The following is a 24,785-nucleotide window of genomic DNA, read 5'->3' on the forward strand; positions in this document are numbered from 1 at the left end:
GTCAGTGCCGGTGAGTCGGCGCTAGCGGAAATCGGACATCACCGTGTCAACAGCAGCGAGCCCCGGGATTCCGGTCCGCCTCGGCGTGCCTGTCCTTCCAGTACTGCCGCACGGTCGGTGGCTCCTGGCCCGGGTGGTGCCGGGCCAGGTGCGCGACGTAGCGGTCGTAATCGTGATCACCCATCACCGAGGTGATCCACCACCACAGCCCGCGCATCTAGTGCGCCGATCCGGGGCGTCGGACGGTGCCCGCGTCGATCAGTTCGTCCCACTCGGCCTGAATCTGCTTCTCGGCCGGAGTGAGGACGAAACCGGCGGGACCGAAGATCTTCGACGGTACTTCCGGTTCCTCGTTGTCCGGCAGGTCTGCGCCGCGTACGGCCCTGACACACACGATGATTCCGGCGATCACGACGACCAGGACCAGTACCGCGAAGATGATCGACAGTGTGCCCTGAATGAACGTGTTGCGGATGACGGCGTCGATGGCCTCGGGTGTCTTTGCGCTGCCGAAGCTGCTCAGGCCCTGAGCCTTTGCGTCGCGGAACTGCGAATGCTGCGTCCAGTAACCGATGGCCGGGGTGGAGGAGAAGATCTTCTGGTACGAGGCCGTCATCGTGACGATGAGGTCCCACGCCAGCGGAACCCCGGGAATCCAGGCCCACTTGTACAGGCCGCGTTTGACAACGATGACCATGACCACCGTCAGCGCGATGGCCGCGAGCAACTGGTTGGCGATGCCGAACAGCGGGAACAAGGTGTTGATGCCGCCGAGGGGATCGGTGACGCCCATGAGAAGGATTGCGCCCCATGCTGCGACGACGATCAGCGAGCAGATCCACGCGCCGGGACGCCAGGACGGATCCTTGAACTTCTTGGCCGAGGCGCCGGGGAGGTTGCCGATGCTGTCGGAGAGCATGAAGCGCGCGACGCGGGTGCCGGCATCGACCGTGGTGAGGATGAACAGTGCCTCGAACATGATCGCGAAGTGGTACCAGAAAGACTTGAGCGATTCCCCGCCGAAGACCTGGTGCAGTACCTCGGACATACCGAACGCGAGCGTCGGTGCGCCGCCGGTACGGGAAATGATCGACTCCTCGCCCACATCGGTTGCGGCCTGGCTCAATTCGCCCGGGTTGATGTCCCCGCCGCTCAGTCCCAGACCGTTGACGTACTCCGCAGCGGTTTCCGGAGTGCCGCCGGTCAACGTCGCCGGTGCGTTCAACGCGAAGTAGATGTGCTGATCGAGAACACATGCGGTGATGAGAGCCATGATGGCGACGAACGATTCGGTGAGCATGCCGCCGTAGCCGATCATGCGCATCTGCTTTTCCTTCTCGAGCAACTTCGGCGTGGTGCCGGAGGAGATCAGAGCGTGGAAACCCGAGAGCGCGCCGCAGGCGATGGTGATGAACAGGAATGGGAATAGTGATCCTGCGAATGCCGGTCCGTTGCCCTCGGTGGCGAAGGTGGTCATGGCGGGCATCTGAATCTCGGGGCGGGCGATGAGAATTCCGACGGCCAGCAGGGCGATGGTGCCGACCTTCATGAATGTCGACAGGTAGTCGCGCGGCGCGAGCAACAGCCAGACCGGCAGGATGCAGGCGAGCAGGCCGTAGCCGATGAGCAACCAGGCGACGGTGACCTTGGACAGGGTGAACCAGTCTGTGCCCCAGTCGGTTTCGGCGACCCAGCCGCCGGCGACGATGGCGAGCAGCAGCAGGACCACGCCGATGAGCGAGACCTCGGTGACGTTGCCCGGCCGCAGGTAGCGCAGGTACACGCCCATGAACAGAGCGATGGGGATGGTGAGCGCGATGGAGAACACACCCCACGGGCTTTCGGCGAGCGCGTTGACGACGACGAGAGCGAGAACCGCGATGAGAATGATCATGATGACGAATACCGCGACGAGGGCGGCGGTTCCGCCGACGACGCCGAGTTCGTCACGAGCCATCTGGCCCAGGCTGCGGCCGTTGCGGCGCGTCGAAATCCACAGCACCAGGAAGTCCTGAACGGCACCGGCGAACACGACGCCGATGATGATCCACATGGTGCCGGGTAGGTAGCCCATCTGGGCGGCAAGGACCGGCCCGACGAGGGGGCCTGCTCCGGCAATGGCGGCGAAGTGGTGGCCGAACAGCACCCGACGGTCCGTCGGCATGTAGTCCTTGCCGTTTTCCAGGATCTCGGCCGGTGTCGCCCGGTCGTCGCGAGGAAAGACGATCTTGCGTTCGATCAGCCTGGCGTAGAAGCGAAACGCGAAAATGTAGGTGCAGACGGCGGCGACGACGAACCAGACCGCGTTGGGATTCTCGCCGCGGACGATGGCGATGATCGTCCAGGCGACGCCTCCGAGAAGGCCGATCACGACGAGCATCAGACGCTTGAGCGGCGTCATGGGATGGGAATCGACGACTCCGACGGGTGGTAGGTCGGGGTCTGTCTTCAGCAATTCGACGTGTGGATCGTCGGCCGCTTTCAGTGACATGTGTGGGGTCTCCATGGTCGCAGGTGTGACTGCGATCACCCTATGCGCGACGCACTTGCGCGTCCTCGAATCGACGCATCGCGGTGCGCCCGGCGGTCGCTCGCGTGCGCCGAGTGGCGGCGGGTGGGAACCGGATGGGCCGGGGCTGCGTCGTACTGGGTGTCATCACAAATTTCGAGTCGGGGAGAACACACACATGTCGGGACCGTACGAGCAGACTCATCAGCAGCCGTATCCAGCGGCGCAGCCCTACGCGCCCGTGCTGCCGGCATCGAATGCGGGGTGGGCAGTGGTGGCAGTGATCTTCTTCTGGCCACTGGCCATCCCCGCGTTCAATCACGCGCTGAAGGTCTTTCCGCTGTGGTCGATGGGTGACGTCCAGGGCGCGCAGTATTCATCCCAGCGCGCAGCCTTCTTCGGCAAACTGGCCCTGATCATCTTCGGTGCCTTCATGGCTCTCTACCTGGTGTTCATCGGCTTGGTCTTCTCGACCATGTGACGGTTCGGGGGCGGCGCACTGTTCACCCGCGGGTGACCGATATACCGCCGTCGACGTAGAGCGTTGTTCCGTGCACCATTGCGGCGTTGTCCGAGACCAGGAACAGCACACCGTCGGCGATGTCTTGCGGAGAGAGCACGGTGCCTGCGGGGGTTCCGGCGGTCATGGCGTCGAGCATCGGTCGTGCGTCCTCGTTGCCCGGAGTCAGAGTCGCACCGGGTGCGAGAGCGTTCACTCGCACCCCGCGTGGCCCGAACTCGGCTGCCCAGCTGCGGGTGAGCTGTTCGTCGGCCGCTTTGGTGGCGGAGTACATCGCAGCGAACGGGCTGCCCATCGTGGCCATCCACGACCCGATGTTCACGACGACTCCACTACCGCGCTCGGCCATCGCAGGGGCGAACTCACCGACCAGCACGTGCGGTGCCCGGATGTTGACGGCGAGCATCGCGTCGAGCTGGTCGTCGGGAAGATCGGCAGTCGCGGTGGCCGGATAGATGCCGGCGTTGTTGACGAGAATGTCGACGCGGCCACCGAGAGCGTCGGCGGCTCGGGCGGCGAATTCGCGGAGCTCGGCGTAGCTGCCCGAGAGATCGACGTCGACGAAGGCCGCAGTGCCGCCGGTCTCGGAAATTCGGGCTGCCAGCGCCTTGCCGCGCTCGGCGTCGCGGCCGCTGACGACCACCGACGCCCCCTGGGCGGCGAGGGTGACCGCGATGGCTGCACCGATCCCGCTGGTCGATCCGGTGACGACGGCGGTGCGTCCGTGGAGCTGCATAGAAGTAGAAAGCTGGGGAGAAGGAGTGGAAGTCATGACGCCATGTCTACGGTCGGTGACGTCCGCGAACCAGGTGCCGTTCTCCCTAGGTCTGCCATGACCAGGTTGGCCATGGCTCCTGTCGCTAGGGTGGATTTCGTGAGCAAAGACAGGTCCGCCCTCAGCGCGTTTCTGCGTGATCGGCGCGACCGAATAACGCCGACCGAAGCCGGGCTGCCCACCTATCCCGGTACCCGGCGCGTGCCCGGGCTGCGGCGAGAAGAGCTGGCAGCGCTGGCCGGGGTGAGTCCGGACTACTACAGCAAACTCGAACAGGGTCGGCAGGCCAACGTGTCGAACGAGGTGCTGGCAGCGATTGCTCGGGCGCTGAAGTTGGACGAGGTGGAATGGGCTCATCTACTCGATCTCGCGTCTCCGGCACTACATGCCGGCGATGACTCGGAGCGACCCGATTCGGGATTGCTGCAGGTGATGAAGGCTCTCGACCACGTACCGGTGCTGCTACTGGGGCGCTCTGGCACCATTCTGGCGAGCAATGCTCTCGTTCGCGCAGTCTTGAGCCTGCCGCCGACCGCCGGAGAATCGCTGTTCGACTACCTCTTTCGCAATCCCGTTGCGCGCGAACGGATAGTGAACTGGTCGCAGTTCGCGGCGGCCTCGGTTGCCGCGTTGCGTCGTGATCTCGCTCGTCGACCTGCAGACTCGACCCTGAGCGCGTTGATCGACGAATTACGTTCTTCCGAGCCAAGTTTCGAGCAATGGTGGATCGATCACGAGGTCGCCGAATTTGCAGGTGCCACCAAGATCATTCAGCACCCGGCGGCGGGCACACTCCAATTCGGAATCGAATTTCTCACCTCGCCTACTGCGCCGAACCAAAGCCTGATCGTCTACACCGTGGAAGAAGGGTCCAGCACCGCGAAGGTCCTTCCGATCCTGGCGAGCTGGGATCCGAGTTCGGCGATCACCTCTTGACCTGAACAGTGGTCGAGGTTTTAGCGTCGTGGATATGGACACGCTCGGTCTCGGCGCTCTCGGCATGTCCATCGACGTGTCACCGTCGTATCTCGACGACGCACGTGAATTGGAATTACTCGGATTCACGACGTTCTGGCTGCCGGGCGGGCAGATCGATCGGCTCGGCAGGCTGGCCGATCTGGTCCACGCCACCGAGAAGGCGACCGTCGTTCCGGCCATCGTGCCGGTCGATGTATATGCGCCTCCGCAGGTCAGCGCATTGTTCGATGAGCTCTCGGGCACCGGTCGTTTCGTCCTCGGTCTCGGTGGGCCGCAGACTGCTCGACCCTTGGCCGGGTTGAGGAAATATCTCGACGAGCTCGCAGTGCCTTCGGATCGGACTCTGATCGCGGCGCTCGGTCCGAAAAAGTTGGAGATCGTGCGAGACTGTGCCGCCGGCGCAGTCGGGTTGCTCGTGACGCCGGACTGGACGGCGCAGGCTCGCAGCGCACTCGGTGGTTCGACGTTGGTGGTAGAGCAATTCGTGATTGTCGAGTCCGATTCGAGTCGAGCACGCGACGCTGCTCGGGAGCCGTTGAGCTTTCTCGCGACAGTCCCTGGCTATCGGCAGAACGTCCTCCGAATGGGCTTCACGGAGGCCGATGTCGACGATCTCAGCGACCGACTGGTCGACGGCCTGGTGGCGTGGGGGAGTATCGACGCCATTTCCGATCGAGTGGCCGCCCACCACGCCGCCGGCGCAGATCACGTGGTTCTCGCACCCCTCGGGGCATCGACTGTCGATGCTGGCCGGGCACTGTCCGAACTGGTGGTGCCGTCAAAGTAGACTCCATAGACCGTGAGCCTCACCCTCGGAATCGTCGGACTGCCCAACGTCGGCAAGTCCACCCTCTTCAATGCACTGACCAACAACGATGTGCTGGCCGCGAACTATCCGTTCGCGACCATCGAGCCCAACGTCGGCGTGGTGGCGCTGCCGGATCCGCGGCTCGAGAAGCTGGCCGAGGTGTTCGGTTCGGAGAAGCTCGTACCCGCTCTGGTGTCTTTCGTCGACATCGCCGGCATCGTCAAGGGTGCGTCCGAGGGCGCAGGACTGGGCAACAAGTTCCTCGCCAACATCCGTGAGGCCGATGCCATCTGTCAGGTCGTCCGTGTCTTCGCCGACGACGACGTGGTGCACGTCGACGGCCGCGTCGACCCGACCGCGGACATCGAGGTCATCGAGACCGAACTCGCGATCGCCGATCTGCAGACCCTCGAGAAGGCCATCCCGCGCCTCGAGAAAGAGGTGCGGATCAAGAAGGATCGCAAACCCGCGCTCGACGCGGCGCTGGCCGCGCAAGCCGTGCTGAACGACGGCAAGACGTTGTTCTCGGCGAAGGCGAAGCTGGACTTCGAGCTGCTCGGTGAATTCCAGCTGCTCACCACCAAGCCTTTCCTGTACGTCTTCAACGCCGACGAGTCGGTGCTGACCGACGACGCGAAGATCGGCGAACTCGCCCGCCTGGTCGCTCCCGCCGATGCCGTGTTCCTCGACGCCAAGATCGAATCCGAACTGCTCGAACTCGACAAGGAATCGGCAGCGGAACTGCTCGAATCCGTCGGACAGACCGAGCCCGGTCTCGATGCGTTGGCCCGCGCCGGCTTCCACACCCTGGGCTTGCAGACCTACCTCACCGCAGGCCCGAAAGAGGCCCGCGCGTGGACAATTCACCGTGGTGACACCGCGCCGCAGGCGGCCGGAGTCATTCACACCGACTTCGAGCGCGGCTTCATCAAGGCCGAGATCGTGTCCTACGAAGACTTGATTGCCGCGGGTTCGATGGCCTCGGCCAAGGCCGCAGGCAAGGTACGCATCGAAGGCAAGGACTACGTCATGTCCGACGGCGATGTAGTGGAGTTCCGCTTCAACGTCTAGCCTCACGCTCTCGGTTAGGTACCGAACCAGTCCAACCGGCGCGGCACAAAACAAGCCGAATCCCGGATTTTTTACAAGTCACTGACGATTAGTCCGATTCTGGCCCCTTCTTCGTGCAAGACTGCCTCGACAACAGCGGTCGCGCAGCGCCGCGGGCAGTGGGGGTTCAATGTTCGACGTGCGGCCGGTTCTGGTGGCGATGGCAGTTCTGCTCACCTTCGTAGCGGGCGTGCCTGCCGCTGCTCAAGACATCGACAACGGCAATCCTGCACCGAGCCAGCTGGCGCGGATCGAGAACCGAATCGATACGAGCCCAACGCTGACGTCGCTGTCGGTGTACTCGCCGAGCATGGATCGGGCCATCGAGGTGCAGGTTCTGACTCCCGCGGAGCGTAAAGGCCCGCGCCCGACGCTGTACATGCTCAGCGGATCCGGGGAGAACGAACCGTCGAGCAGCATCTGGCTTCGCAAGGGTAAGGCGGCGGAGTTCTTCCGCGACAAGAACGTCAACGTGGTTCTCCCGCTTGCCGGTCCGGCGAGCTTCTACACCGACTGGGAGAACGATGACCCCCGCCTCGGCCGCTACCGCTTCGAAACCTTTTTGACGCAGGAGCTTCCGCCATTGATCGACGCGGAGTTCGAGGGCAACGGCCGCGACGGTGTGGCGGGCCTGTCGATGGGCGCTCAGTCGGCGATGATGCTGGCCGCCCGGAACCCGGACAAGTACTCGGCCGTCGCGGCATACAGCGGGTGCTTCTTGTCCGAGGGCATTCTGGGGCAGACAGTCATGCGAAGCATCGTCGCCGGTTACGGCGGCAACGCGAACAATATGCTCGGTGGGCCCCTGAACGCGGGCTGGGCCGATCACGACCTGCTGGTGAACGCAGAAGCGCTGCGCGGGATGTCCATCTACCTCTTTTCCGCCAGCGGCCTCCCCGGTCCGCACGAGCGGTACGAGACGCTCGAAGACCTCGACACGCTGGTGATCGGCGGAGCGATCGAAGCAGGCACCGATTTCTGTACGGGCCTGCTACGCGACAGGCTCGTCGAGCTGAACATTCCGGCCACCTTCGATCTGGGAAGCCCCGGTACGCACTCGTGGCCGTACTGGGCCGACCAGCTTGCAAAGAGCTGGCCGACCCTGGCCGCCGGGCTAGAGCCGTGAGCTGTCGCTGCTGAGCAACATCGGTATCGTACTGGCGTGTTCTGCCAGTGATTGGCGTCGTCTGCACCTCGGATCGAAGTTGACTACGCTCCGAATCAGACGATAGGAGAGTATGGATGGGTCTGCAGGAACTCGAAGCGTTGGTGAACCGAACAGCAACTGCCGGTCAGCCTTTCGAGCGTGGAGCCGACGAGGCGGAGCAGGCATATCTGTCCTCGCTTGCCGCACGGCCGAGTACGACGCTGATCTGTGAGGTCGGGTTCAATGCCGGCTATTCGAGTTGGGCATTTCTATCCGCGTCACCCGACGTGACCGTCGTGTCCTTCGACTTGGCCGCGTACGACTACAGTTCGGCCGCGAAAGCCCATATCGACGAACACTTTCCGAGCCGGCACACCCTGATTCAGGGTGATTCGCATTCCACCATCGCGGCGTATGCGAAGCAGCACCCGAACGCGCGATTCGACCTCATCTTCGTTGATGGCGACCATTCCGTCGAGGGTGCTCGCGCGGACCTCGAAGACCTACGCGCATTCGCCACCCCGGACACGGTCGTGATCATGGACGACATCACCCCGTGGCTTTGGTTCGGGGAGGGGCCGACTCAGGCGTGGCAGGAAGCAGTCGACGAGGGCCGGATTCTGCATACGCAATACTTCCGCGACGGAGAACCTGTCGATGCGGTGACACCTCCTGCCGCCCGCGCGTGGGCAGAAGGACGCTATCCGTTCTGACGCCGCCGTTTGCCCACAGAATGTTCAGGTACCTACCTGTGAAGGTGGGCAGATGAATAAACCGTAGGCGAATACCGGCTATTTCTTGCCACGCAGCTTCTTCTCCAAGGGCGTGGGGAACGACGGGACCACCGCGGTACCGTCGAGCAGGGCGGTAATTCTCCCCGCCTCTGCTGCAACGGCTTTCGACACCGTCGAGCCGACATCCTCCAGTATTTCGGTGACCACCTCTCCGGCTCCGGTTACAGCCCAGCCCCCGATGATCCGTCCGCCGGACCAGATGGTCGGACCGATGTTGCCGAAGGTGTCGAACAGCGGTCCCTTGTGTTCGCCGAGATACCAGGTGCGGTGTTTCCAGCCCATCGGGGTGGGATCGAGCGCGGGGAGCAGCATGATGCTCGTGCCGGTGGGTTTGTCGAACGCAGTGCCCGGCAACATGATTCCTTCACCCTCGGTCAGTTCGACGGCTACGGTGTTCAGGCCCGAGACGGCCCCACGTGTCTGGGTCTTGTTCCAGCCTGTCCACCACTGCAGGTCGTCGAGACTGGCAGGTCCGAACACGTCGAGCCAGCGTCGGGCGAGTTCAGCTCGAGCCTCGGTTTCGCCGAGCTCGGGAATCCCGTCCGGCCACCAGTGATCGATCGGTGCCCAAGCATGCCGCCGGGAAGTCCATGCTCCCCGCGGCTCGACCCGCACCAAACGGCCCTCGGCGGCCATCATCACCAACACCTCGGAGGTGACGTAACGCTTGACGTCGTACACCTTGTCGGTGGTCGGTAAGTACGCCGTCTTCAGGCCGGGAACTGCAGCAGACAGTTCTGCTCCGGTAGCGGTTCCCATCGACCGCAACACCGCCTCGGTCTCCTGCTCTGTTGCGGCAAGCCAGGTTTCGACGTCGTCGATCACAGGTTCGGTGGGCAGCGTCGAGACTTGTTTGACCAAGCGGGCCCGCATGGTGCGTGCAACCCCGAGGCTGGCAGCGGCATGAATCATCGGGACGTCATCGTGTGCGACGACAAACATGGTGCGCCGCATCGCCATCAGGCGAACCAAGCTTCGGCGCTCGTACATCGAGTCGCGCACATCGGACAGGCCCAGCGAACGAGCCCGCGCCAACACCGAGAGATACACCGTCGCCGGGTCGGTGGCATGCAACGCGAGCAGAGACGACACCACGTCGTCGGTGGTCGTGGCACGCGAGAAGTGCTGCGAGACGAGCCGGTGTCGCCGCTGGGCATCGGTGATCTTCACGCGATCAGTGTGACGGCTGTCGAGGCGCAGGGCCGACCGAATCGGTGAGACGAGCGTCGGCGATGCTCCATGCGGCCCTCGCCTAGCATGAGGACGCATGCGACGCTCTCGGCTGGTTTGTCTGTCCATCGCTGTTGCTGTGTCCCTCACCGGGTGCACGAGCACTCCCGCCCCGGATGCCGAGCGTCCTCAGGCGCGAGTGTCCTTCGACGACGGCTACGGCCAAATCTTCGTGATGAACGAAGACGGCACCGGCCTACGCCAGGTCACGCCCACGGTGACCGGTGACATGTCCGATACGAGGTACGCGAACTACGCGTCGATGTCGCCCGATGGGTCGACGATCGTCTACACCCGAGCCGGTCGGTTCATCGAATCCGTGGATCTGGAGTCCGGTGATTCGCGGACCGTGTACGAGGGGGGATATCAGCCGGCTTTCTCGCCGGACGGGTCGACCATCGCGTTCACGAGCCTCGACGGGATCAGCGCGATGAATGCGGACGGTAGCGACGTCCGGTTGCTGGCACGCGAGGAGAGTGCATTCGGTGCGACTTTCACACCCGACGCGACGCAGGTCGTGTTCAACATCGGCGGATATATCGTTTCCGTACCTGCTGCCGGCGGTGAGGTGTCGGTCCTTCTACGAGATCAGTTCTGGAACGCCGACCCGACGTTTTCCCCGGACGGTTCCACCATGGTCTTCTCCAGTAATCGGGGCGGCAACAACGGATCCGAGGTGTATTCGATTCCGGCCGCCGGGGGACCGATCACTGCGTTGACCGAGACGTACGCAGTGCATCCACAGTTCACCTCCGATGGTTCCCGAATCGTCTACAGCAGGGCGACGACACGAACGGGCGAGCTGGTGACCGACATCGTCGATTACGACCGGTCCGAACTTGCAACGATGAACGTGGACGGCACCGATCAGATTCGGCTGACTCCGCAATCGATCACCTCGCAGGATCCGAGCGTGGGCGGCGGGAACCCATGACGGATGTCCATGGCACGGGGAACGCGGTGGTGCTGGTGATCGCTCTGCGCAGCCGCATGGGCATCCGCTCGGAGACCGATACGGAAGTGCCGGTGGCGCACTGACTTCGCCGCACGTGCGGAACTATCGATCCGCGACTCGTCGGCCGTCGACGCGGACAGTGGGGAGCCACGTCGCGAGAGTGAGACCGAGTGTGGCGACCATTCGAGATCCGAACACACACAACGTGCGTTCCCACGGGTGGCCGAAGGTGCCTTCGGTGAATCCGTCGCGAGCGAACACGTAATAATCGCCGTTGGGGTGGACGGGGACACGCCACTCGGCCTTCTCTGCCGCGTCGGCGTGTGCTGCGGCATCGAAGCTGTAACCGGGGTGTTGCCAGTCCATGACCACGAACGTGGGGTCGTCCGAAAATTCGGTGACGAAGCAGCGCAGAGCTTCCGCGTTCACCGCATCGGCTCGCGCAGACCATGCGGCCGTTGTGCGAACAGTATGAGCGTCCAGGTCGAATGTCATGGAGGGTGCGGGTTCGGTAATGGCCGGCCACGACTCGGGTGTGGTCCCGGGACGGAATCCGAACTTACTGACGAACGCCGACCAGTGCACGTCGTCGGCAGCTCGGTCGAGCTCCGTCCACCCGGTGGGTAGCGTGGAGCCGAAGTCCATGGTCGGCTTGGGCGTCATCGCTCTATCGTCCCAGGCCTGGGAGACTGCGTGTGGACCAGGGCGGAAGGGATATGGATATATGTTGCTTGCGTTGTGTGCCATCACGTTTGCTGTTCTGCTGCACGTCATGGCAGCTCGGATCGCGGCTCGCGAGAACTACGGCCGCAGGTTGCCGATCGCGAACGGCTCGTATCCGGTCAGGCCTGCCCGACGCGCTCGACGTGCCCAGGCGGCCGGTTGGGTACTGAGTATCTTCGGTGCGCTACGGCTCGGCAATCATTTCTGGCTGACCGATCCGTGGTGGGCGATCGGCATCGTGGTGGCCGTTCTCCTACTGGTCAACGGTCTCCCGAGTCTGCTGGTGACCGCGCTGCACAACGGAACTCTGCGAACGCAACAGTAGGGCCGTCAGGACGCGAATACCTTGCCCGGGTTCAGGATTCCATGGGGATCCAGCGCCTTCTTCACCAAGCGGTGCATCTCCAACACCACCGGATCGAGCTCCTGCACCAGACCGTCCATCTTGAGTAGCCCCACCCCGTGCTCGCCGGTCACCGTGCCGCCGAGTTCCAGAGCAGCGTCGATGATCTCGGCAAAGGCAGCCTGTGCGCGCTCGCGGGCCGGACGGTCGTCGTGCGGCGTGATCAGCAGCGGATGCAGGTTTCCGTCACCGGCGTGCGCGATGTTGGCGATCGTGGTCTCGTACCGCTGTCCGATCTGCTCGATGCGCGAGAGCATCTCGGGCACATGCTTCTTCGGGACGCACACGTCCTCGGTCAGGACCGGACCGAGGCGCTCCATCGCCGGATACGCCAATCGTCGGGCTGCGAACAGGGCGTCCGCCTCTTCCTGGTCGGTGGAGACTGCAGACCAGGTGGCCCCGGCTTCGTCGAAGCACGTGAGCATCTTTTCGGCCTCCTGGTCTCCGATCAGTCCAGGGTCGTCGATCCGTCCGAGCAGCACCACATTCGCTTCGACAGACAGTCCCATGTTCTTCCACGCGTCCACGGCGATGAGACACTGCTTGTCGATCAATTCCAACGCCGATGGCGTCAAACCGGCTGCGGCAACGGCGGCGACGGCCCGGCCGGCGTCGGCGATCGAGTCGAAGTAGCCGGCAACGGTTCGTTGCGGATCCTGGAGTGGGCGCAGCTTGAGAGTCACCTCGGTGATGATGCCGAGCGTGCCCTCCGATCCGACCATCAGACCTGCAAGATCGTATCCGGCAACACCTTTCGCGGTCTTACGTCCGAGTCGCACCAAATCGCCGGTCCCGGTGACGACCTGCATTCCCATCACGTAGTCGCGGGTGACACCGTATTTCACGCAGCACAATCCGCCGGCGTTGGTGGCAACGTTGCCGCCGATGGTCGACCACGGCGCACTGGCCGGATCCGGGGGATACCACAGACCCTGCTCGGCCACGGCCGCGCGCAGGTGATCGTTGACTACTCCCGGCTCGACGACTGCGTACCGCTCGAGTTGGTCTATCTCCTTGATCGCGTCCATGCCGTCCAGGGCGAGAACGACGCAGCCCTCGGTGGCATTCGCACCACCGGACAATCCGGTGCCCGCCCCGCGAGTGACGACGGGTGCGCCATGGGCCAGACATGCCCGAACCACCGCCTGCACCTCTTCCGCTGTGCGGGGACGCACAACCGCGATCGGAACGGCGTACGGGGCCCATTCCGCCTCGTCGTGCTGGTACGACGCGATGACGTCGGGATCGACGACGACGCGGTCCGCCGGGAGAGATTTCGACAATTGTTCGACGAGCGACATATCTCGACTCTAGCTGTGACCTGAGTCTCGGCCAATGTACGTTTTCTCTATGTCTTCCGCACAATCATGGATGGAGTTGCTGCTGGACGACGCGTCGATCGACCAGTTGGAAGCGCACCGTCGAGCACATCCCGGTGCCGAGGCTCATGCGGCGCTGCGGCTTCGCACCCTGCTCGATCAGCGCAAGCAGAGAAGCAACGAGCTGTCGGCACTCAACGACATCGCGGCGCGACTCCCTACGGTTCGGGACAATCGAATTCTGCTGCAGGAAGTGGTGGACCAGGCCCGCCGCCTTCTGGGGGTGGACCTGGCCTACATGGGCTCGGTGTACGGCGAGGAATTCGTCATCGAGGTCACCAGTGGGGCGCTGACGCCGAAGCTCGTGGGCATCCGACTCGCGCAGGACGAGGGCCTCGTCGGACTCATCGTGCGCGGAGCCTCGCCCTCGTGGACTCCGGACTACCAGAGCGAACCGGCCTTTCGGCACATCACCGGCGCCGACAGTGCCGCGCAGTCGGAGAACATGCGCGGATTGCTGGGTGTGCCGCTGCGGGTGGGCGAGCGCGTGATCGGCGCATTGTTCGCGTGCAAGCGGCAGGAGCGGGATTTCGCAGACAGTGAGATCGCTCTGCTGTCGGCATTGGCCGCACACGCGGCCATTGCCATCGAGAACGTGCGGGCAATCGACAGGCTTGAGAAGCTCAACGCCGAGCTATCCCTTCGCACAGCGGAACTGGAACAAACCCTGCAATGGGACCGGACGTTGACTCAGGTAGTGCTTCGCGGAGGTGGTGTGCGAAGTCTGGTCCGAGAGGTGGCTGCAGCCACGGCGCGCCTGGCGCACTTCGTGGCCGACGCCGCGTCCGTACCGGCTGCGTTGGAGGACACGGCAGCAACGGTCGACGCGCTCGTCGAACGCTGCAGGGCCGGCACGGAAACCGCCGTCGACGACGCGATGACTGCTCGGCGGGTGGTGGCAGCGAATCGGTTTCTGGGAGTGCTGATCTCCGTCGGACCCGAGGACCGTCAGATTCGGTTGCTTCTCGATCGGGCGGCACCGGCCATTGCCTTGTCGCTGGCCGAAGAGCGCGCGGCAGCGGAATCTGCACGCCGCGCACAGGATGCCTTTCTGGTGGATCTGCTGCTTCATCCCACCTCTGACCCCGACAACGAACGCAAACAGTTCCACCGCGCCGGACTGGCACCCGACGTGACGTACTGCGTCGCGGTTGCGCAGGGAGACGTGGCCCGAGCTACGTTCGAGGCGATCTCGCTACCACCAGGATCGGTAGTGGCAGAGCAGGGATCGAGGATTTTGCTGGTCGTTCCCGCGCGAGAATCCGCCGATGTTCGTCGCCTGATTTCCACCCGCGCGACGGTAGGAATTTCGGAACCCGCGCGCGGTGCCGACGCGCTGGCAACTGCATTTCGGGAGGCGCAACAGACCGTCGACGTGCTGACGACTCTCGGCAGAGATGGAGAAGTGTCCTCGGCGCGAGGGCTGGGAATCTATCGAATTCTGCTCAGCCACTTGGCGCGTGAACATTTGGAGGAACTCACGCAGGACACGCTCGGTCCGTTGCTTGCCGAGCAGACCAAGCGGGGCGTCCCGCTGATGGAGACGTTGTCGATGTACCTGGCCACCGGCCGCCATCATTCGGCCACCGCGTCGAGCCTGGGTGTGCACGTCAACACTCTCTATCAGCGACTCGAGGCAATCGACCGGCTGATCGGCACCGCGTGGCGCGACCCGGACGACGCCCTCGATCTCCAAGTGCTCATGCGATTGAGGCGTTCGGCCGATCTGATGGGACTGTGATCGCGGCGACTTCGTCGGATAGCGTCGAAATATGGCAGTCGACTTCTCGTGGTCCCAGTTTCTGTGGATAGTCTTCGTTTTCGTCGGCGTGCCGTCGATGTTGTGGGCGCTTCTTCTCTGGGCTCGATTCGCGAAGAAGCGGGATAACCCGGGAGCCGGCCCGCTGGGGTTGTGGGCTACCGGAACAATCGCTCTGGTAGCGGGTTTCGTGTCGTGTGGGGGCTGGTTGAGCTGGTCTGCCGACGAACGGGGCGAGTTCCGTGGACCCGGACTTCCGGCACCGAACGCGTTCCCGTCCTGGCAGGTGGCCGCGTGCGGGGCGACGGTGGTGTTGCTGTGCCTGCTGGCAGCGCACCTGTCGCGGTGGGCGCAGTCCGGCGGACACGTTGCTGCGCTGGGAACCACGGCCGGCTTCTCGGCTGCGTTCTGTATCTCGGCAAGCACCGATGTCACCGGACAATCGGGGGTTGGGGTGGTTCTGTGCATGCTCGGCTGGGGGATCAGTCTGACCCTGCTGATGCTCGTGCGGAACACGATCATCGGGCGAAAGCGGCGGGCGGTCCAGCCCTAGAGGCACCTCAGAACTGGACGCCCGTCGCGTCGACCACACTCGCCCACAACGCATCTCGTACCCGCGGGGAATCGCCACGCCAGGAAGGGTAGTGAGTCGGCCTCGGTGCCCGGTCGTGCCAGAACGTGCCGGTGCTGGTCAATGCGGGATCGCCGGCCACGAGCCAGACGATGGTGTCGGCCCCGTCGTCGGCGCTGCGCAGAATCGGCTTCATCACCGAACCGAACAGCGGCATCGAACCCGTGACGCCCGGAGTGGCCGCCCAGCCCGGGTGCATGCTGTGCACCACCGGATCGTCTTCGAGCGAAAAGCGTTCGGCCAGTTGCTCGGCCACCACTACCTGCATTCGCTTCGTCCGCGCGTACGCAGTCATTCCGGAGTACTTGCCGTTCTCGTACTCGAAGTCGGAGTTCTGCAGCGGCACCGCGTACATGCCCCCGCTGGAGACGAAGACGACTCGCGATCCGGCGTCGAACAGCTCTCGTAGCCCCACCGTCAATGCGACCGGTCCGAGGACGTGAGTGGCGAAAGCGGATTCATGTCCCTGCGCAGAGAGTTGCCGCGCGTCCGGCATCACGCCTGCGCAGTGCACCAGAGCGTGTACCGACGTGAGCTCCGACGCCAGCGTCTCGACCAGGGCCGCCACGGAATCGAGATCACTGATGTCGCATTCACGCACCACCAGCGAGGCGTCGGGCACCTCTGTTCGGATGGCTGCGGCGGCGGACTCGAGCCGCTCGGCCGACCTGCCGACCAGGTGTACCCGTGCCCCGAGTCGCGCCAGTTCCTTCGCGGTAGCGGCCCCAAGGCCGGACGACGCGCCGGTGACGACCATGTCGATGGGGGAGGCGAACGGCGTCGGATCGGCGGCCCAGAACCGGCGACGCACCGTGGACCCGATTCGGGAGTATCCGGGAACGATTGCTCTGTCGAGAATCGTGTCCACCGTGCGGCTCAGCAATGACATGCTCCGCCAGTACCCCGTGGAGTCGGTATGTATGCGCGTCGACGCCGACCGGTCGATGCCATGATGAGTCCATGGCGCACATCACGGTCTCCGACGTCACCCGCGACATCCTCGCCGACCTGCCCGATCATCGACGCGAGACCTTCGAGTTGCGTCTCGAGCAGTGGTTTCCCGATCTGCACGACGCGGTCACCGCCGTCTACCCCGATCCCGACGCAGTAGCGTCCGGCCTGGTGGACATCGCCGCCCATGCCTACGCCGCCCGTTCCGAGGATCTGCACCGGCTCGATCAGCGTCGACTGCTCGAACCGGATTGGTTTCAGCAGCCGGACATGTTCGGTTACGCCTGTTACGTCGACCGGTACGGGCAGACGTTGCGCGGAGTGGGCGAGCGGCTGGACCATCTCACCGATCTCGGTGTGACCTACCTCCATCTGATGCCGTTGTTGCAACCCAGGCCCGGTGACAACGACGGTGGATACGCAGTGATGGACTACCGCGCGGTTCGAGAAGACCTGGGCACCAACGAGGATCTGCGCGCTCTCGCCCACACCCTGCGCGGACGCGGAATCAGCCTGGTGGTCGATCTGGTACTCAATCACGTTGCCCGTGAACACGAGTGGGCGAACAAGGCCCGTGCCGGTGATGCGAAGTACCGTGACTACTTCCTGATCTATCCCGATCGCACCACTCCGGATTCGTACGAGCGCACCCTCCCCGAGGTTTTCCCGGACTTCGCTCCGGGCAGCTTCACGTTCGACGACGAACTCGGCGAATGGGTGTGGACGACGTTCAACGAATGGCAGTGGGATCTGAACTGGGCCAATCCGGCTGTGCTGCACGAGTTCGCCAGCGTCGTGCTGCATCTTGCGAATTTGGGAGTAGAGGTGCTGCGCCTCGACGCCATCGCATTCCTATGGAAGCGGCTCGGCACCAACTGTCAGAATCAACCCGAAGTCCACGCCGTCACTCAGGCCCTGCGCGCCACCGCACGGCTGGCTGCGCCGGCGACCCTGTTCAAGGCCGAGGCGATCGTCGGACCCCGTGACCTGCTGCCCTACCTGGGGCAAGGTCGGCACACCGGCCGAGTATCGGACATCGCGTACCACAACTCGCTGATGGTGCAGGTCTGGTCGATGTTGGCCACGGGCAGTACGGCTTTGGCGCGCCATGCACTGTCATCGCTGCCGCCCACCCCACCGAGCGGCACCTGGGTCACCTACGTTCGGTGTCACGACGACATCGGCTGGGCCATCGACGACGGCGACGCGGCGTCACTCGGACTTTCCGGCGCAGGCCATCGCCACTTTCTGGCCGACTGGTACTCCGGGGAATTCGACGGCTCCTGGGCCGAAGGCCTGGTCTTTCAACACAATCCGGACACCGGCGATCGTCGAATCAGCGGAACTGCAGCGGCGCTCACCGGTCTCGGTCCGTCCCGCCTCGACGCCGACGGTGCATTCGGCCGAATCTTCCTGGCCCACGCCATCATTGCCGGTTGGGGCGGAATCCCCGTTGTATGGAGTGGCGACGAGCTCGGCTCTCCGGGCGACCCGACCTGGGCCGACGAACCCGCTCACGCCGAGGACAATCGTTGGGTACACCGCCCCCGGGTGACCGATGCCGACCGCGCCGGACGGTTCCTGGACGGCACCGACGCGCAGCGGGTGTTCGACGGTATTGCGCGCATAGCGAAGGTCCGCGGCGGTCTACCGATGTTGCACGCCGAGGCGCCGGTGGACGTACAGACCGAATCGGACGACGGTCTGCTCGTCGTGCGCAGGCGTCATCCGAGCGGCACCCTGGTCGGCCTCTACAACGTCACGGCCGACCATCGACCCTTCCCTCATGCGCAGTTGATCGAGCTGGGCATCCCGGCCCCGACCGAGGTGCTCTCGCAGCACGACCTGACCGTCGACGATGCGGGATCGGTGTGGCTGCCGCCGTACGCGGCGTGGTGGGTCGTCGACAGCCCTGCGCGGTAAAAGAAGCATCATCGTGACCGAGCTGTTACCCTCCCCGTGACGGTGGGGCTGGATACGAACAAGGGGACAATCTCGATGCTGCATGCTCGGATACGAAGTCTGGTGCTCGCTGTAGTGGCGGTGTTGGTCGCCACGATGGCCACGGTGCTGATGGGGACCGGTGTGGCGAAGGCCGATTCCGAGCTCGTCTACGTGTACTCGCCGTCGATGGACAAGAACATCCCGATCAAGGTGCTCACCGCTGCCGGCGGCGGACCTGCCCCCACGCTGTATCTCCTCGACGGGCTGCGTGCGCCCGAGGACAACAGTGGTTGGCTCATCGAAACCGACGTCGAGCAGTTCTTCGCCGACAAGCACGTCAACGTGGTCATTCCGTTCGGCGGCGGCGGCACGTTCTACTCCGACTGGCAGCGCGACGACCCCAAGCTCGGCCGGGTGAAGTGGGAAACCTTCCTCACTCAGGAACTTCCTCCGTTCATGGCCGATCGCTTCGGCAGCGACAACGTCAACAACGCCGTCGCGGGACTGTCGATGAGCGGCACCTCCGCGCTCAACCTGGCCGCGCATCGTCCCGACTTCTTCAAGGCAGTCGCGTCGTTCAGCGGCTACCCGACCGCGAGCAGCCCCGGATTCGCGCAGGGCATCTCGGTGGCCGTCGGTGAGATGGGCGGCAACGCTCGCAACATGTGGGGTGCCTGGCCGTCCGCGGACTGGATCCGCAACGATCCGTCCCTGAACGTCGGCGCGTTGCGCAACACGGCAGTCTTCGTGTCCTCGGGAAGCGGCTCACCGGCCACCGATCCGGTGTTCAACCCGGCCAGCAGCCGCTTCGACCCCGTCAAGTTCGCGCAGATGGTGCCGCTCGAAACGGCCGCCGGTATGAGCAGCCGTGCATTCGTTCCATTGCTGCAGGCCGCAGGCGGTCGACCCAACGTCAAGATCACCGGAACCGGTGTGCACTGGTGGAACCACTGGGAGCAGCACCTGCACGAGGCGTGGTTCGAGACAATTGCCCCTGCTATCGGCGGCTGAGTCGAAGATTCGTCAGGGCGTAACGCAGCCTCGCCGACAACGAGCCGTACAGACTTCCCATGCTCATCGCCCACATGCCTTCGGGGAGCGGTGACAGGCATTTCGGTAGCCATGGACTGTGCAGCATCACCCCGTAAGCGAACAGTGCGACCTCGCGGATGCGAGGCTGTTGGGCTCCGTGCTGCTCGTGCTTGTGCGTGACCTCCCAGCCGGAGCGCCCGTAGCCGACGCCCTGACGGAACGCGGCGCGAACCGTTGTCCTCAGGCGGTATCCAACGAGCGCGTCGGGCGCGTGGCCGAGGGAAAGGCCCGCCTCCTGAATCCGCCATGAGATGTCTGCGTCCTCGCCGCCACCGAGAAAGCTCTCGTCGAACTTGCCCACGTGCTTGACGACGCGTGCCCACATCCCGAAATTGTTACCGTGCGCGTAGGGAAGGTACGTCGTCTCGAACCGCTCATCAGGTGCGGGAACCACTCGCCAGGATGCAACTTGTGGCGAGTTGAGCGTCCGTACTTCGATCGGACCGCCGACGGCGTCGTACTTCTCTGCGGCTCGGGTCAGGGCGGTGAGCCAATTGGGATACACGGCATCGTCCTGATCGGTGAAGGCCAGAAAATCGCCCCGCGCTGCGTCGATCCCGGCGTTTCTCGCATGCGGGGTGCCCCGGACGTCGGAACTGTCGATCCAACGGATGTCCAGCGGCGAGTCTAGCTGTGCAACGTGTTCGCGAAGTCCGTCGGTCGAACCGTTGTCGCTGAGAATTACCTCGAAACCGCCTTCGTAGTCCTGTGCCGCAAGTGCAGACAATTGAACATCGAGATCAGGTAGCCCGTTATAGCACGGTATTACGACAGATACAAAACCGACTGGCATGGTTGTCAATTGTACTTGCAGGCCTGCCGTTACTCTGATCGCCATGACGACCCCGAGAATCACCGTCGATTACACGGTGCTGGACTGCCCGGAACCCGCTGAGTTGGCTCGCTTCTACAGCACCATTCTCGGCTGGGGTTCGGTGGACGACGACGGCGACTGGGTGGTGATTCACGGACCCGGTGAACTGCGATTGGCGTTTCAGCAGGCACCGGACTTCACCCCGATCGCGTGGCCGAGCGAGGGCATCAAGATTCACCTCGACCTCGTAGTGGACGACATGGAGCGATCCAGAGATTTTGTCGTCGACGCGGGTGCCGAACTCATCGACCACACGCAGTCCTCGTTCTGGGTGTTCCGTGACCCGGTGGGGCACATCTTCTGCCTGTGCAAGCGCAGCTGAACTTCTCTAGGCCACCCGTTCCGTCGGAAAAGCCCTCCCGCCGGCGTTTTGCCGCAGATCCTCCTGCTCGCCCAGCCACCGCGCGAGTGCTTGGCATCCGGTGAGCTCGCCCTCGTACGGTTCGCGCGCGTAGGCAATGTGGCGACCGCCGCCGGGGTTGGCCCACTCGAATCGGTGCCAGCGCATCGACTGCGGCAGATAGCCGGCCACCTCGGTGGCCGCGGTGCGGAGGCGTCGAACATCCTTCGGCCACTGCGAGGGTCGGAGTCGAGTTCGGGTCGCATTCTGGAAACTGTTGCTGCGCAGTAACGTCCACAGTTCGCGGATCCAGATTCTCGGTGTGCGAAAGGACATCCATCGAGTCAGGTCGGCGATGTCGCGAATCAGGCTGTCGTCGCTGGCGTTACAGATCATGTCGGTCTCGAGACCGATCCACCGAACCGGAAGCGATGCGGGCAGCGCCGGACCCGCGCCTGCGACGCCGCGCCCACTGCACCCGTTCACCGCTCCGGCCGGTTGCTGGGGATCGGACAGCAAGCCGGCCGCGACGATGCGGGTGCCGTCGATCGTCCCGTCGGCGACGAGTCCGAGCACTTCGCGCACCACGGTGGCCCCTTGCGAATACCCGATCAGTGCGATCGGCCCGGTGGTGCTGTCGATGGCCCGGCGGAGGCGTCGAACGCCGATGTCGGCACTGTGTCGAAAACACAGTCCGCCGAGTGAAACAGGACCGTACGACGCCGGGTAGCCGACCCACCGACCGACGAAGCGGTCGTCGAGTTCGTGGACGACGCAGGACAGCAATCCGGTGACGCGCGTCCGATGGTCGGATGGATGCGATTCCCCGGTACCCCCGACGGCGAGGACGGTGACCTGATCCTTGTTCATGGCCTCGAGTCTGGCCGGTGAACCTGAGCCCGATACCCGACAAACGCTGAGAACTGTCTGGCAGTCGGGTCCCGATCAGGTCAAGGCAGCGCGTACCTGTTCGAGGGCGCTGCGTAGGAGCGCCTCGTAGTGGTCCGGATCGGGCACGGCCGCGCTGTTGGATGTGATCCCGATGGTGACGGTGTCGCCGATGCCGTGCACGCCATGGGTCACGCTCATCGCGGGGGAGAGGGCGGGGAAGCCCGCGGTGAACCGTACCGAACCTCCGCAGAGAGTGAGGTCTGCGGCACCACGCGAGACGCTGGACACGACGGTGTTGCCGGTGACCGTCGGGGGCGTCGCGGCCGGATCGAACTGGGCGACTCCCCATTGCGCCAGGAACGCCGGTACGTGTACTTCGACGTCGTCCTGCGATGCGCGGGCAGCTTCGGCCAGCGGATGACTCGCGCGCACTCTGCGTGCGGCCAGATCCTCCGAGATGAGCAGCATGCGCATGCGGATGTTCGGTTCCGACGAAAACAGTCCGACTCCGACGTTGCCGAAATGGTTACGGGCGCCACCACGTTCGGGGCGGGCGAGGGTCACCTCTGCGCCCAGGTCGGCCGAAGTATCGAGGAAATTTTGCAGCGCAATCGAGATAGCGGTGAGCACGAAGGTGGTGACGGTGATGCCCTCGGCGCGCACATACGCTTTCGGGAGAACGATCGTGCGAAGCGACGTCCGGCCGGTGGGCGGCACGTCGAGGGGCGTCAGAGCCCGCGACCGAGCGGGCGGCGGGATCGAACCCGAGTCGGTCGCTCGCTCGAGGTTCAGCGCGTCGCGCCGAGCGCGTAGGCCGCCGCGAACCATGAGCGCGATGCGTAGCGGAAGAGTTGCGACAGCGCGCACCGTAGCCGCCGGCTCCGTCCAGGTGGACCGCGGCAGGTACCGGGGTGAGAGCGAATGTGTGCCGAGCAGATCGCGGGCTGTCTTCGATGCCAACGCCCCGTCGGCCGCTGCGTGTGAGAGTTGAAGCACGGCAACGGTAGTCGGTCCCGATCCACCCGGCGCACCGGTTACCTTCGGATGCAGGTGCAGACGCCACACGGATTCGCGGGGGTCGACCTGAGCGCCGAAGGAGTGCGAAATCGCATCGAGGCACTCCGCCCACGTTCGCGATGCCGGGTGAACGGTGACCGCGTCGGTGCCCGGATGCCCGTCGGTCCACCGGGGATAGGCGACGCGCAGAGGTGCCTCCGTGATGTGCCGGCGCAGCACGTCGATACGAGCGCTGCGTTCGAGCAGTCGTTCTATTTCGGCAACGATCTCCTCGGGTCCGGTGTCGAAGCAGTACAGCAGGAATTGGTCGCTGGGGATCTTCGACGCCATCCAGTACGCCCGCGCGTCGGCCGGGTGCAGGTGCGTCGACTCGGGGTCAGTGCTGTCGGGACGATCGCGGGGCACAGGGTGAAGCCTAAGCGGCGAGGCGGCGCGAGGCAGTCCACGGACTGACCGGTTCGGTTCTGTGAATTCTCACCAGTACCGGCCGAGGACTTCTTCGATTGCCTCGGCGATTCCTCGCAGGATGGGCGATAACCTGGATCAATGCATCGCCACGCCCTCTGCATTCGACGCCGCGAGACCGCGCGGACGGTGTCGTGACGCCCAGAGTTGCCTCGGGGTATCGGGCGGGCCTGCGTTCATCGACCACTGCTGCCGCCTCGGCCGACTACGTCACCGACGTCTCCTACACCGAATACGGCTCGTCGGCTTGCACCCTCGGGGTGGCGTCGGACAACACCGTGTTTCTCGCTCCTGCCTTCACCGTCGACGGTGTCGGTGTGTTGCTGTCGTCCGACTCCGGAAGATCCTGGCGTGCATCGGTTCCGGAGGGAATGCAGAACTCCGGACATCGTCCGTACCTGTACTTCGACGATGTCGAGGAACGACTGTTTCTGCACACCGGTCGATTCGACCCGATTCCACCGCACCTGTTTCGGTCCGGATTCACTCTCGGAGTCAGCGACGACCGAGGTGAAACCTGGCGTATCCGGAAGGTGGCGTCCAAAGCCAGGACGGACGCGAAAACATTTGCTGGACCCAGCATTTCGAGCGGTGGCCGAGTCACGTACCTCTCGGCTCCGACACCGTTCTCGGTGCGTGTTCGACCGCTGATCAACGTCACCCGGCAGGTGATCTGGCGGTCCTACGACGGAGGAGTCAAGTGGGAGGTGGCCGGCGGCTTCGACATCGATCCGAAGAACATCCCTGGATTACCCAGTCGCGAGTACATCACCTTCGGCACGGGCGTCGTCGGTCCCGACGGGACGGTGTACATCGGCGGTCGGTACGGTCGACGGTTCGCCGTGGCAGTCAGTCGAGACGAGGGTATGACCTGGGACGTCCGGATGGTCCCGGGGTCGGCGTTGGCGAGGTACCACAATCCGCTGCATTTTCAGTTGCTCGGTTCGCGCTATCGGCTGCCGGAGTCGACAGCCGTCGACGACGACGGAAACCTGTACGTGGTGTGGCCGGACCGGGACGGTGTACTTCATGCTGCCTGGTCGTCCGACGGAGCGGTGACCTGGTCGAGGCCCGTCGTCGTCTCCGCGCCCGGAGTGCGTGATGCCCGCTACGGCGCGATCACCGCGACCGGGGCCGGGCGAGTGGGTATCGCCTACTACGGGCGTGAGCGCGGCCGCGCCTTCCACGGGTTCATCGCGCAATGCCGTGACTTCCGCACCAACCGACCGGTGTTCGTCGGCGGCAAGTACAACGAACCCGATGCGCCGCTGTTTCCGCACGGCTTCTGCGGTGGTGTCGAGAACTTCGTGTTGGGGCGATCACTCGACGAGATGGTTCGAGTGCGCTTCGCCCCCAACGGTGACCTGCTGACAGGGGCCGTCATGCAGATGCGGGGCAGGAATCGGCAGCGTCCCTGGGCTGCGCGTTCCGAGCGCAGCGAGATGCAGGCAGTGCTGGGGCGTCTGGGCCGAATCGACGGCGGGTGAACG

General features: G+C 64.4%; 24 protein-coding genes. 14 read left to right on the forward strand and 10 right to left on the reverse strand.

Annotated features, from left to right (window positions below):
* Positions 1–46: 46 nt before the first annotated feature.
* Together ACFI9K_RS14335 and ACFI9K_RS14340 are read right to left on the reverse strand one after the other, a co-directional pair.
* Positions 47–217, reverse strand: a complete 171-nt coding sequence (locus ACFI9K_RS14335; protein WP_072692145.1) for a YbdD/YjiX family protein — start codon at positions 215–217, stop codon at positions 47–49.
* Positions 218–2,491, reverse strand: a complete 2,274-nt coding sequence (locus ACFI9K_RS14340; protein WP_462664113.1) for a carbon starvation CstA family protein — start codon at positions 2,489–2,491, stop codon at positions 218–220.
* Between the two features lie 196 nt (positions 2,492–2,687).
* Between ACFI9K_RS14340 and ACFI9K_RS14345 the strand changes: the two genes are divergently transcribed.
* Positions 2,688–2,990, forward strand: a complete 303-nt coding sequence (locus ACFI9K_RS14345; protein ID WP_462664114.1) for a CD225/dispanin family protein — start codon at positions 2,688–2,690, stop codon at positions 2,988–2,990.
* A gap of 22 nt (positions 2,991–3,012) precedes the next feature.
* Here ACFI9K_RS14345 and ACFI9K_RS14350 read toward each other — a convergent pair whose 3' ends face one another.
* A complete protein-coding gene (locus ACFI9K_RS14350) occupies positions 3,013–3,801 on the reverse strand; it encodes an SDR family NAD(P)-dependent oxidoreductase (RefSeq protein ID WP_462664115.1) in 789 nt (262 codons plus the stop codon).
* A 102-nt stretch (positions 3,802–3,903) separates the two neighbouring features.
* Here ACFI9K_RS14350 and ACFI9K_RS14355 point away from each other — a divergent pair, with 102 nt between their 5' ends.
* From ACFI9K_RS14355 to ACFI9K_RS14375, 5 genes are all read left to right on the forward strand, one after another.
* Entirely contained in the window at positions 3,904–4,740 is an 837-nt protein-coding gene (locus tag ACFI9K_RS14355) for a helix-turn-helix transcriptional regulator (RefSeq protein ID WP_462664116.1), read from the forward strand.
* Between the two features lie 34 nt (positions 4,741–4,774).
* Positions 4,775–5,569 (forward strand): TIGR03620 family F420-dependent LLM class oxidoreductase, encoded by a 795-nt coding sequence (locus ACFI9K_RS14360; RefSeq protein ID WP_462664117.1) that lies wholly within the window; start codon positions 4,775–4,777, stop codon positions 5,567–5,569.
* Between the two features lie 12 nt (positions 5,570–5,581).
* Positions 5,582–6,661, forward strand: a complete 1,080-nt coding sequence (ychF, locus tag ACFI9K_RS14365; protein WP_094612399.1) for a redox-regulated ATPase YchF — start codon at positions 5,582–5,584, stop codon at positions 6,659–6,661.
* Between the two features lie 169 nt (positions 6,662–6,830).
* On the forward strand, positions 6,831–7,826 hold the full coding sequence (locus ACFI9K_RS14370) for an alpha/beta hydrolase (RefSeq protein ID WP_462664118.1): 996 nt from the start codon (positions 6,831–6,833) through the stop codon (positions 7,824–7,826).
* Positions 7,827–7,942: 116 nt separating this feature from the next.
* Complete coding sequence (locus ACFI9K_RS14375; protein ID WP_462664119.1) at positions 7,943–8,560, forward strand: class I SAM-dependent methyltransferase; 618 nt, start codon at positions 7,943–7,945, stop codon at positions 8,558–8,560.
* A 78-nt stretch (positions 8,561–8,638) separates the two neighbouring features.
* Here the strand turns inward: ACFI9K_RS14375 and ACFI9K_RS14380 are convergent, their stop codons facing one another.
* Positions 8,639–9,811: a winged helix DNA-binding domain-containing protein gene (locus tag ACFI9K_RS14380; protein ID WP_462664120.1), complete on the reverse strand. Its 1,173-nt coding sequence runs from the start codon at positions 9,809–9,811 to the stop codon at positions 8,639–8,641.
* A gap of 97 nt (positions 9,812–9,908) precedes the next feature.
* Here ACFI9K_RS14380 and ACFI9K_RS14385 point away from each other — a divergent pair, with 97 nt between their 5' ends.
* Positions 9,909–10,805: a TolB family protein gene (locus tag ACFI9K_RS14385; protein WP_462664121.1), complete on the forward strand. Its 897-nt coding sequence runs from the start codon at positions 9,909–9,911 to the stop codon at positions 10,803–10,805.
* 123 nt (positions 10,806–10,928) lie between these two features.
* On the opposite strand, the gene ACFI9K_RS14390 is transcribed toward ACFI9K_RS14385, so the two are convergent.
* Complete coding sequence (locus ACFI9K_RS14390) at positions 10,929–11,489, reverse strand: DUF2716 domain-containing protein (RefSeq protein WP_462664122.1); 561 nt, start codon at positions 11,487–11,489, stop codon at positions 10,929–10,931.
* A gap of 109 nt (positions 11,490–11,598) precedes the next feature.
* Here ACFI9K_RS14390 and ACFI9K_RS14395 point away from each other — a divergent pair, with 109 nt between their 5' ends.
* Positions 11,599–11,874, forward strand: coding sequence for a hypothetical protein (locus tag ACFI9K_RS14395; RefSeq protein WP_462664123.1), 276 nt, complete (start codon positions 11,599–11,601; stop codon positions 11,872–11,874).
* 5 nt (positions 11,875–11,879) lie between these two features.
* Here the strand turns inward: ACFI9K_RS14395 and ACFI9K_RS14400 are convergent, their stop codons facing one another.
* Complete coding sequence (locus ACFI9K_RS14400; protein ID WP_462664124.1) at positions 11,880–13,253, reverse strand: FAD-binding oxidoreductase; 1,374 nt, start codon at positions 13,251–13,253, stop codon at positions 11,880–11,882.
* Positions 13,254–13,302: 49 nt separating this feature from the next.
* On the opposite strand from ACFI9K_RS14400, the gene ACFI9K_RS14405 reads away from it, so the two are divergent.
* Positions 13,303–15,072 (forward strand): helix-turn-helix domain-containing protein, encoded by a 1,770-nt coding sequence (locus ACFI9K_RS14405; protein ID WP_462664125.1) that lies wholly within the window; start codon positions 13,303–13,305, stop codon positions 15,070–15,072.
* Between the two features lie 31 nt (positions 15,073–15,103).
* Entirely contained in the window at positions 15,104–15,643 is a 540-nt protein-coding gene (locus ACFI9K_RS14410; RefSeq protein WP_462664126.1) for a hypothetical protein, read from the forward strand.
* A gap of 7 nt (positions 15,644–15,650) precedes the next feature.
* On the opposite strand, the gene ACFI9K_RS14415 is transcribed toward ACFI9K_RS14410, so the two are convergent.
* Complete coding sequence (locus ACFI9K_RS14415; RefSeq protein ID WP_462664127.1) at positions 15,651–16,610, reverse strand: SDR family NAD(P)-dependent oxidoreductase; 960 nt, start codon at positions 16,608–16,610, stop codon at positions 15,651–15,653.
* Positions 16,611–16,681: 71 nt separating this feature from the next.
* Here ACFI9K_RS14415 and ACFI9K_RS14420 point away from each other — a divergent pair, with 71 nt between their 5' ends.
* A complete protein-coding gene (locus ACFI9K_RS14420; protein WP_462664128.1) occupies positions 16,682–18,595 on the forward strand; it encodes an alpha-amylase family protein in 1,914 nt (637 codons plus the stop codon).
* A 75-nt stretch (positions 18,596–18,670) separates the two neighbouring features.
* Entirely contained in the window at positions 18,671–19,627 is a 957-nt protein-coding gene (locus tag ACFI9K_RS14425; RefSeq protein WP_462664273.1) for an alpha/beta hydrolase, read from the forward strand.
* Here ACFI9K_RS14425 and ACFI9K_RS14430 read toward each other — a convergent pair.
* Positions 19,614–20,546, reverse strand: coding sequence for a glycosyltransferase family 2 protein (locus ACFI9K_RS14430; protein WP_462664129.1), 933 nt, complete (start codon positions 20,544–20,546; stop codon positions 19,614–19,616). The genes ACFI9K_RS14425 and ACFI9K_RS14430 overlap by 14 nt on opposite strands.
* Between ACFI9K_RS14430 and ACFI9K_RS14435 the strand changes: the two genes are divergently transcribed.
* The gene (locus tag ACFI9K_RS14435; RefSeq protein WP_462664130.1) at positions 20,545–20,904 is read left to right on the forward strand and encodes a VOC family protein; all 360 of its coding nucleotides are present in this window, start codon (positions 20,545–20,547) and stop codon (positions 20,902–20,904) included. The two genes, ACFI9K_RS14430 and ACFI9K_RS14435, sit on opposite strands and share 2 nt — an antisense overlap.
* Before the next feature lie 6 nt (positions 20,905–20,910).
* Here ACFI9K_RS14435 and ACFI9K_RS14440 read toward each other — a convergent pair whose 3' ends face one another.
* Both ACFI9K_RS14440 and ACFI9K_RS14445 read right to left on the reverse strand, forming a co-directional pair.
* The gene (locus tag ACFI9K_RS14440; RefSeq protein WP_462664131.1) at positions 20,911–21,792 is read right to left on the reverse strand and encodes a PE-PPE domain-containing protein; all 882 of its coding nucleotides are present in this window, start codon (positions 21,790–21,792) and stop codon (positions 20,911–20,913) included.
* A 75-nt stretch (positions 21,793–21,867) separates the two neighbouring features.
* On the reverse strand, positions 21,868–23,235 hold the full coding sequence (locus ACFI9K_RS14445) for a WS/DGAT domain-containing protein (protein ID WP_462664132.1): 1,368 nt from the start codon (positions 23,233–23,235) through the stop codon (positions 21,868–21,870).
* A 194-nt stretch (positions 23,236–23,429) separates the two neighbouring features.
* On the opposite strand from ACFI9K_RS14445, the gene ACFI9K_RS14450 reads away from it, so the two are divergent.
* Complete coding sequence (locus tag ACFI9K_RS14450) at positions 23,430–24,782, forward strand: sialidase family protein (RefSeq protein WP_462664133.1); 1,353 nt, start codon at positions 23,430–23,432, stop codon at positions 24,780–24,782.
* Positions 24,783–24,785: the final 3 nt, after the last annotated feature.

The sequence above is a fragment of the Rhodococcus sp. PSi06 genome, assembly GCF_054960675.1.

Bases quoted from the DNA above. Each gene is read 5' to 3' on its own strand.
- ACFI9K_RS14340 (WP_462664113.1), bottom strand. From the start codon at position 2,491: ATGTCACTGAAAGCGGCCGACGATCCACACGTCGAATTGCTGAAGACA.
- ACFI9K_RS14415 (WP_462664127.1), bottom strand. From the start codon at position 16,610: ATGTCATTGCTGAGCCGCACGGTGGACACGATTCTCGACAGAGCAATC.
- ACFI9K_RS14405 (WP_462664125.1), top strand. From the start codon at position 13,303: ATGTCTTCCGCACAATCATGGATGGAGTTGCTGCTGGACGACGCGTCG.
- ACFI9K_RS14360 (WP_462664117.1), top strand. From the start codon at position 4,775: ATGGACACGCTCGGTCTCGGCGCTCTCGGCATGTCCATCGACGTGTCA.
- ACFI9K_RS14375 (WP_462664119.1), top strand. From the start codon at position 7,943: ATGGGTCTGCAGGAACTCGAAGCGTTGGTGAACCGAACAGCAACTGCC.
- ACFI9K_RS14410 (WP_462664126.1), top strand. From the start codon at position 15,104: ATGGCAGTCGACTTCTCGTGGTCCCAGTTTCTGTGGATAGTCTTCGTT.
- ACFI9K_RS14400 (WP_462664124.1), bottom strand. From the start codon at position 13,253: ATGTCGCTCGTCGAACAATTGTCGAAATCTCTCCCGGCGGACCGCGTC.
- ACFI9K_RS14350 (WP_462664115.1), bottom strand. From the start codon at position 3,801: ATGACTTCCACTCCTTCTCCCCAGCTTTCTACTTCTATGCAGCTCCAC.
- ACFI9K_RS14335 (WP_072692145.1), bottom strand. From the start codon at position 217: ATGCGCGGGCTGTGGTGGTGGATCACCTCGGTGATGGGTGATCACGAT.
- ACFI9K_RS14430 (WP_462664129.1), bottom strand. From the start codon at position 20,546: ATGGCGATCAGAGTAACGGCAGGCCTGCAAGTACAATTGACAACCATG.
- ACFI9K_RS14345 (WP_462664114.1), top strand. From the start codon at position 2,688: ATGTCGGGACCGTACGAGCAGACTCATCAGCAGCCGTATCCAGCGGCG.
- ACFI9K_RS14385 (WP_462664121.1), top strand. From the start codon at position 9,909: ATGCGACGCTCTCGGCTGGTTTGTCTGTCCATCGCTGTTGCTGTGTCC.
- ACFI9K_RS14370 (WP_462664118.1), top strand. From the start codon at position 6,831: ATGTTCGACGTGCGGCCGGTTCTGGTGGCGATGGCAGTTCTGCTCACC.
- ACFI9K_RS14425 (WP_462664273.1), top strand. From the start codon at position 18,671: ATGCTGCATGCTCGGATACGAAGTCTGGTGCTCGCTGTAGTGGCGGTG.
- ACFI9K_RS14440 (WP_462664131.1), bottom strand. From the start codon at position 21,792: ATGAACAAGGATCAGGTCACCGTCCTCGCCGTCGGGGGTACCGGGGAA.
- ACFI9K_RS14395 (WP_462664123.1), top strand. From the start codon at position 11,599: ATGGCAGCTCGGATCGCGGCTCGCGAGAACTACGGCCGCAGGTTGCCG.
- ACFI9K_RS14390 (WP_462664122.1), bottom strand. From the start codon at position 11,489: ATGACGCCCAAGCCGACCATGGACTTCGGCTCCACGCTACCCACCGGG.
- ACFI9K_RS14420 (WP_462664128.1), top strand. From the start codon at position 16,682: ATGGCGCACATCACGGTCTCCGACGTCACCCGCGACATCCTCGCCGAC.
- ACFI9K_RS14435 (WP_462664130.1), top strand. From the start codon at position 20,545: ATGACGACCCCGAGAATCACCGTCGATTACACGGTGCTGGACTGCCCG.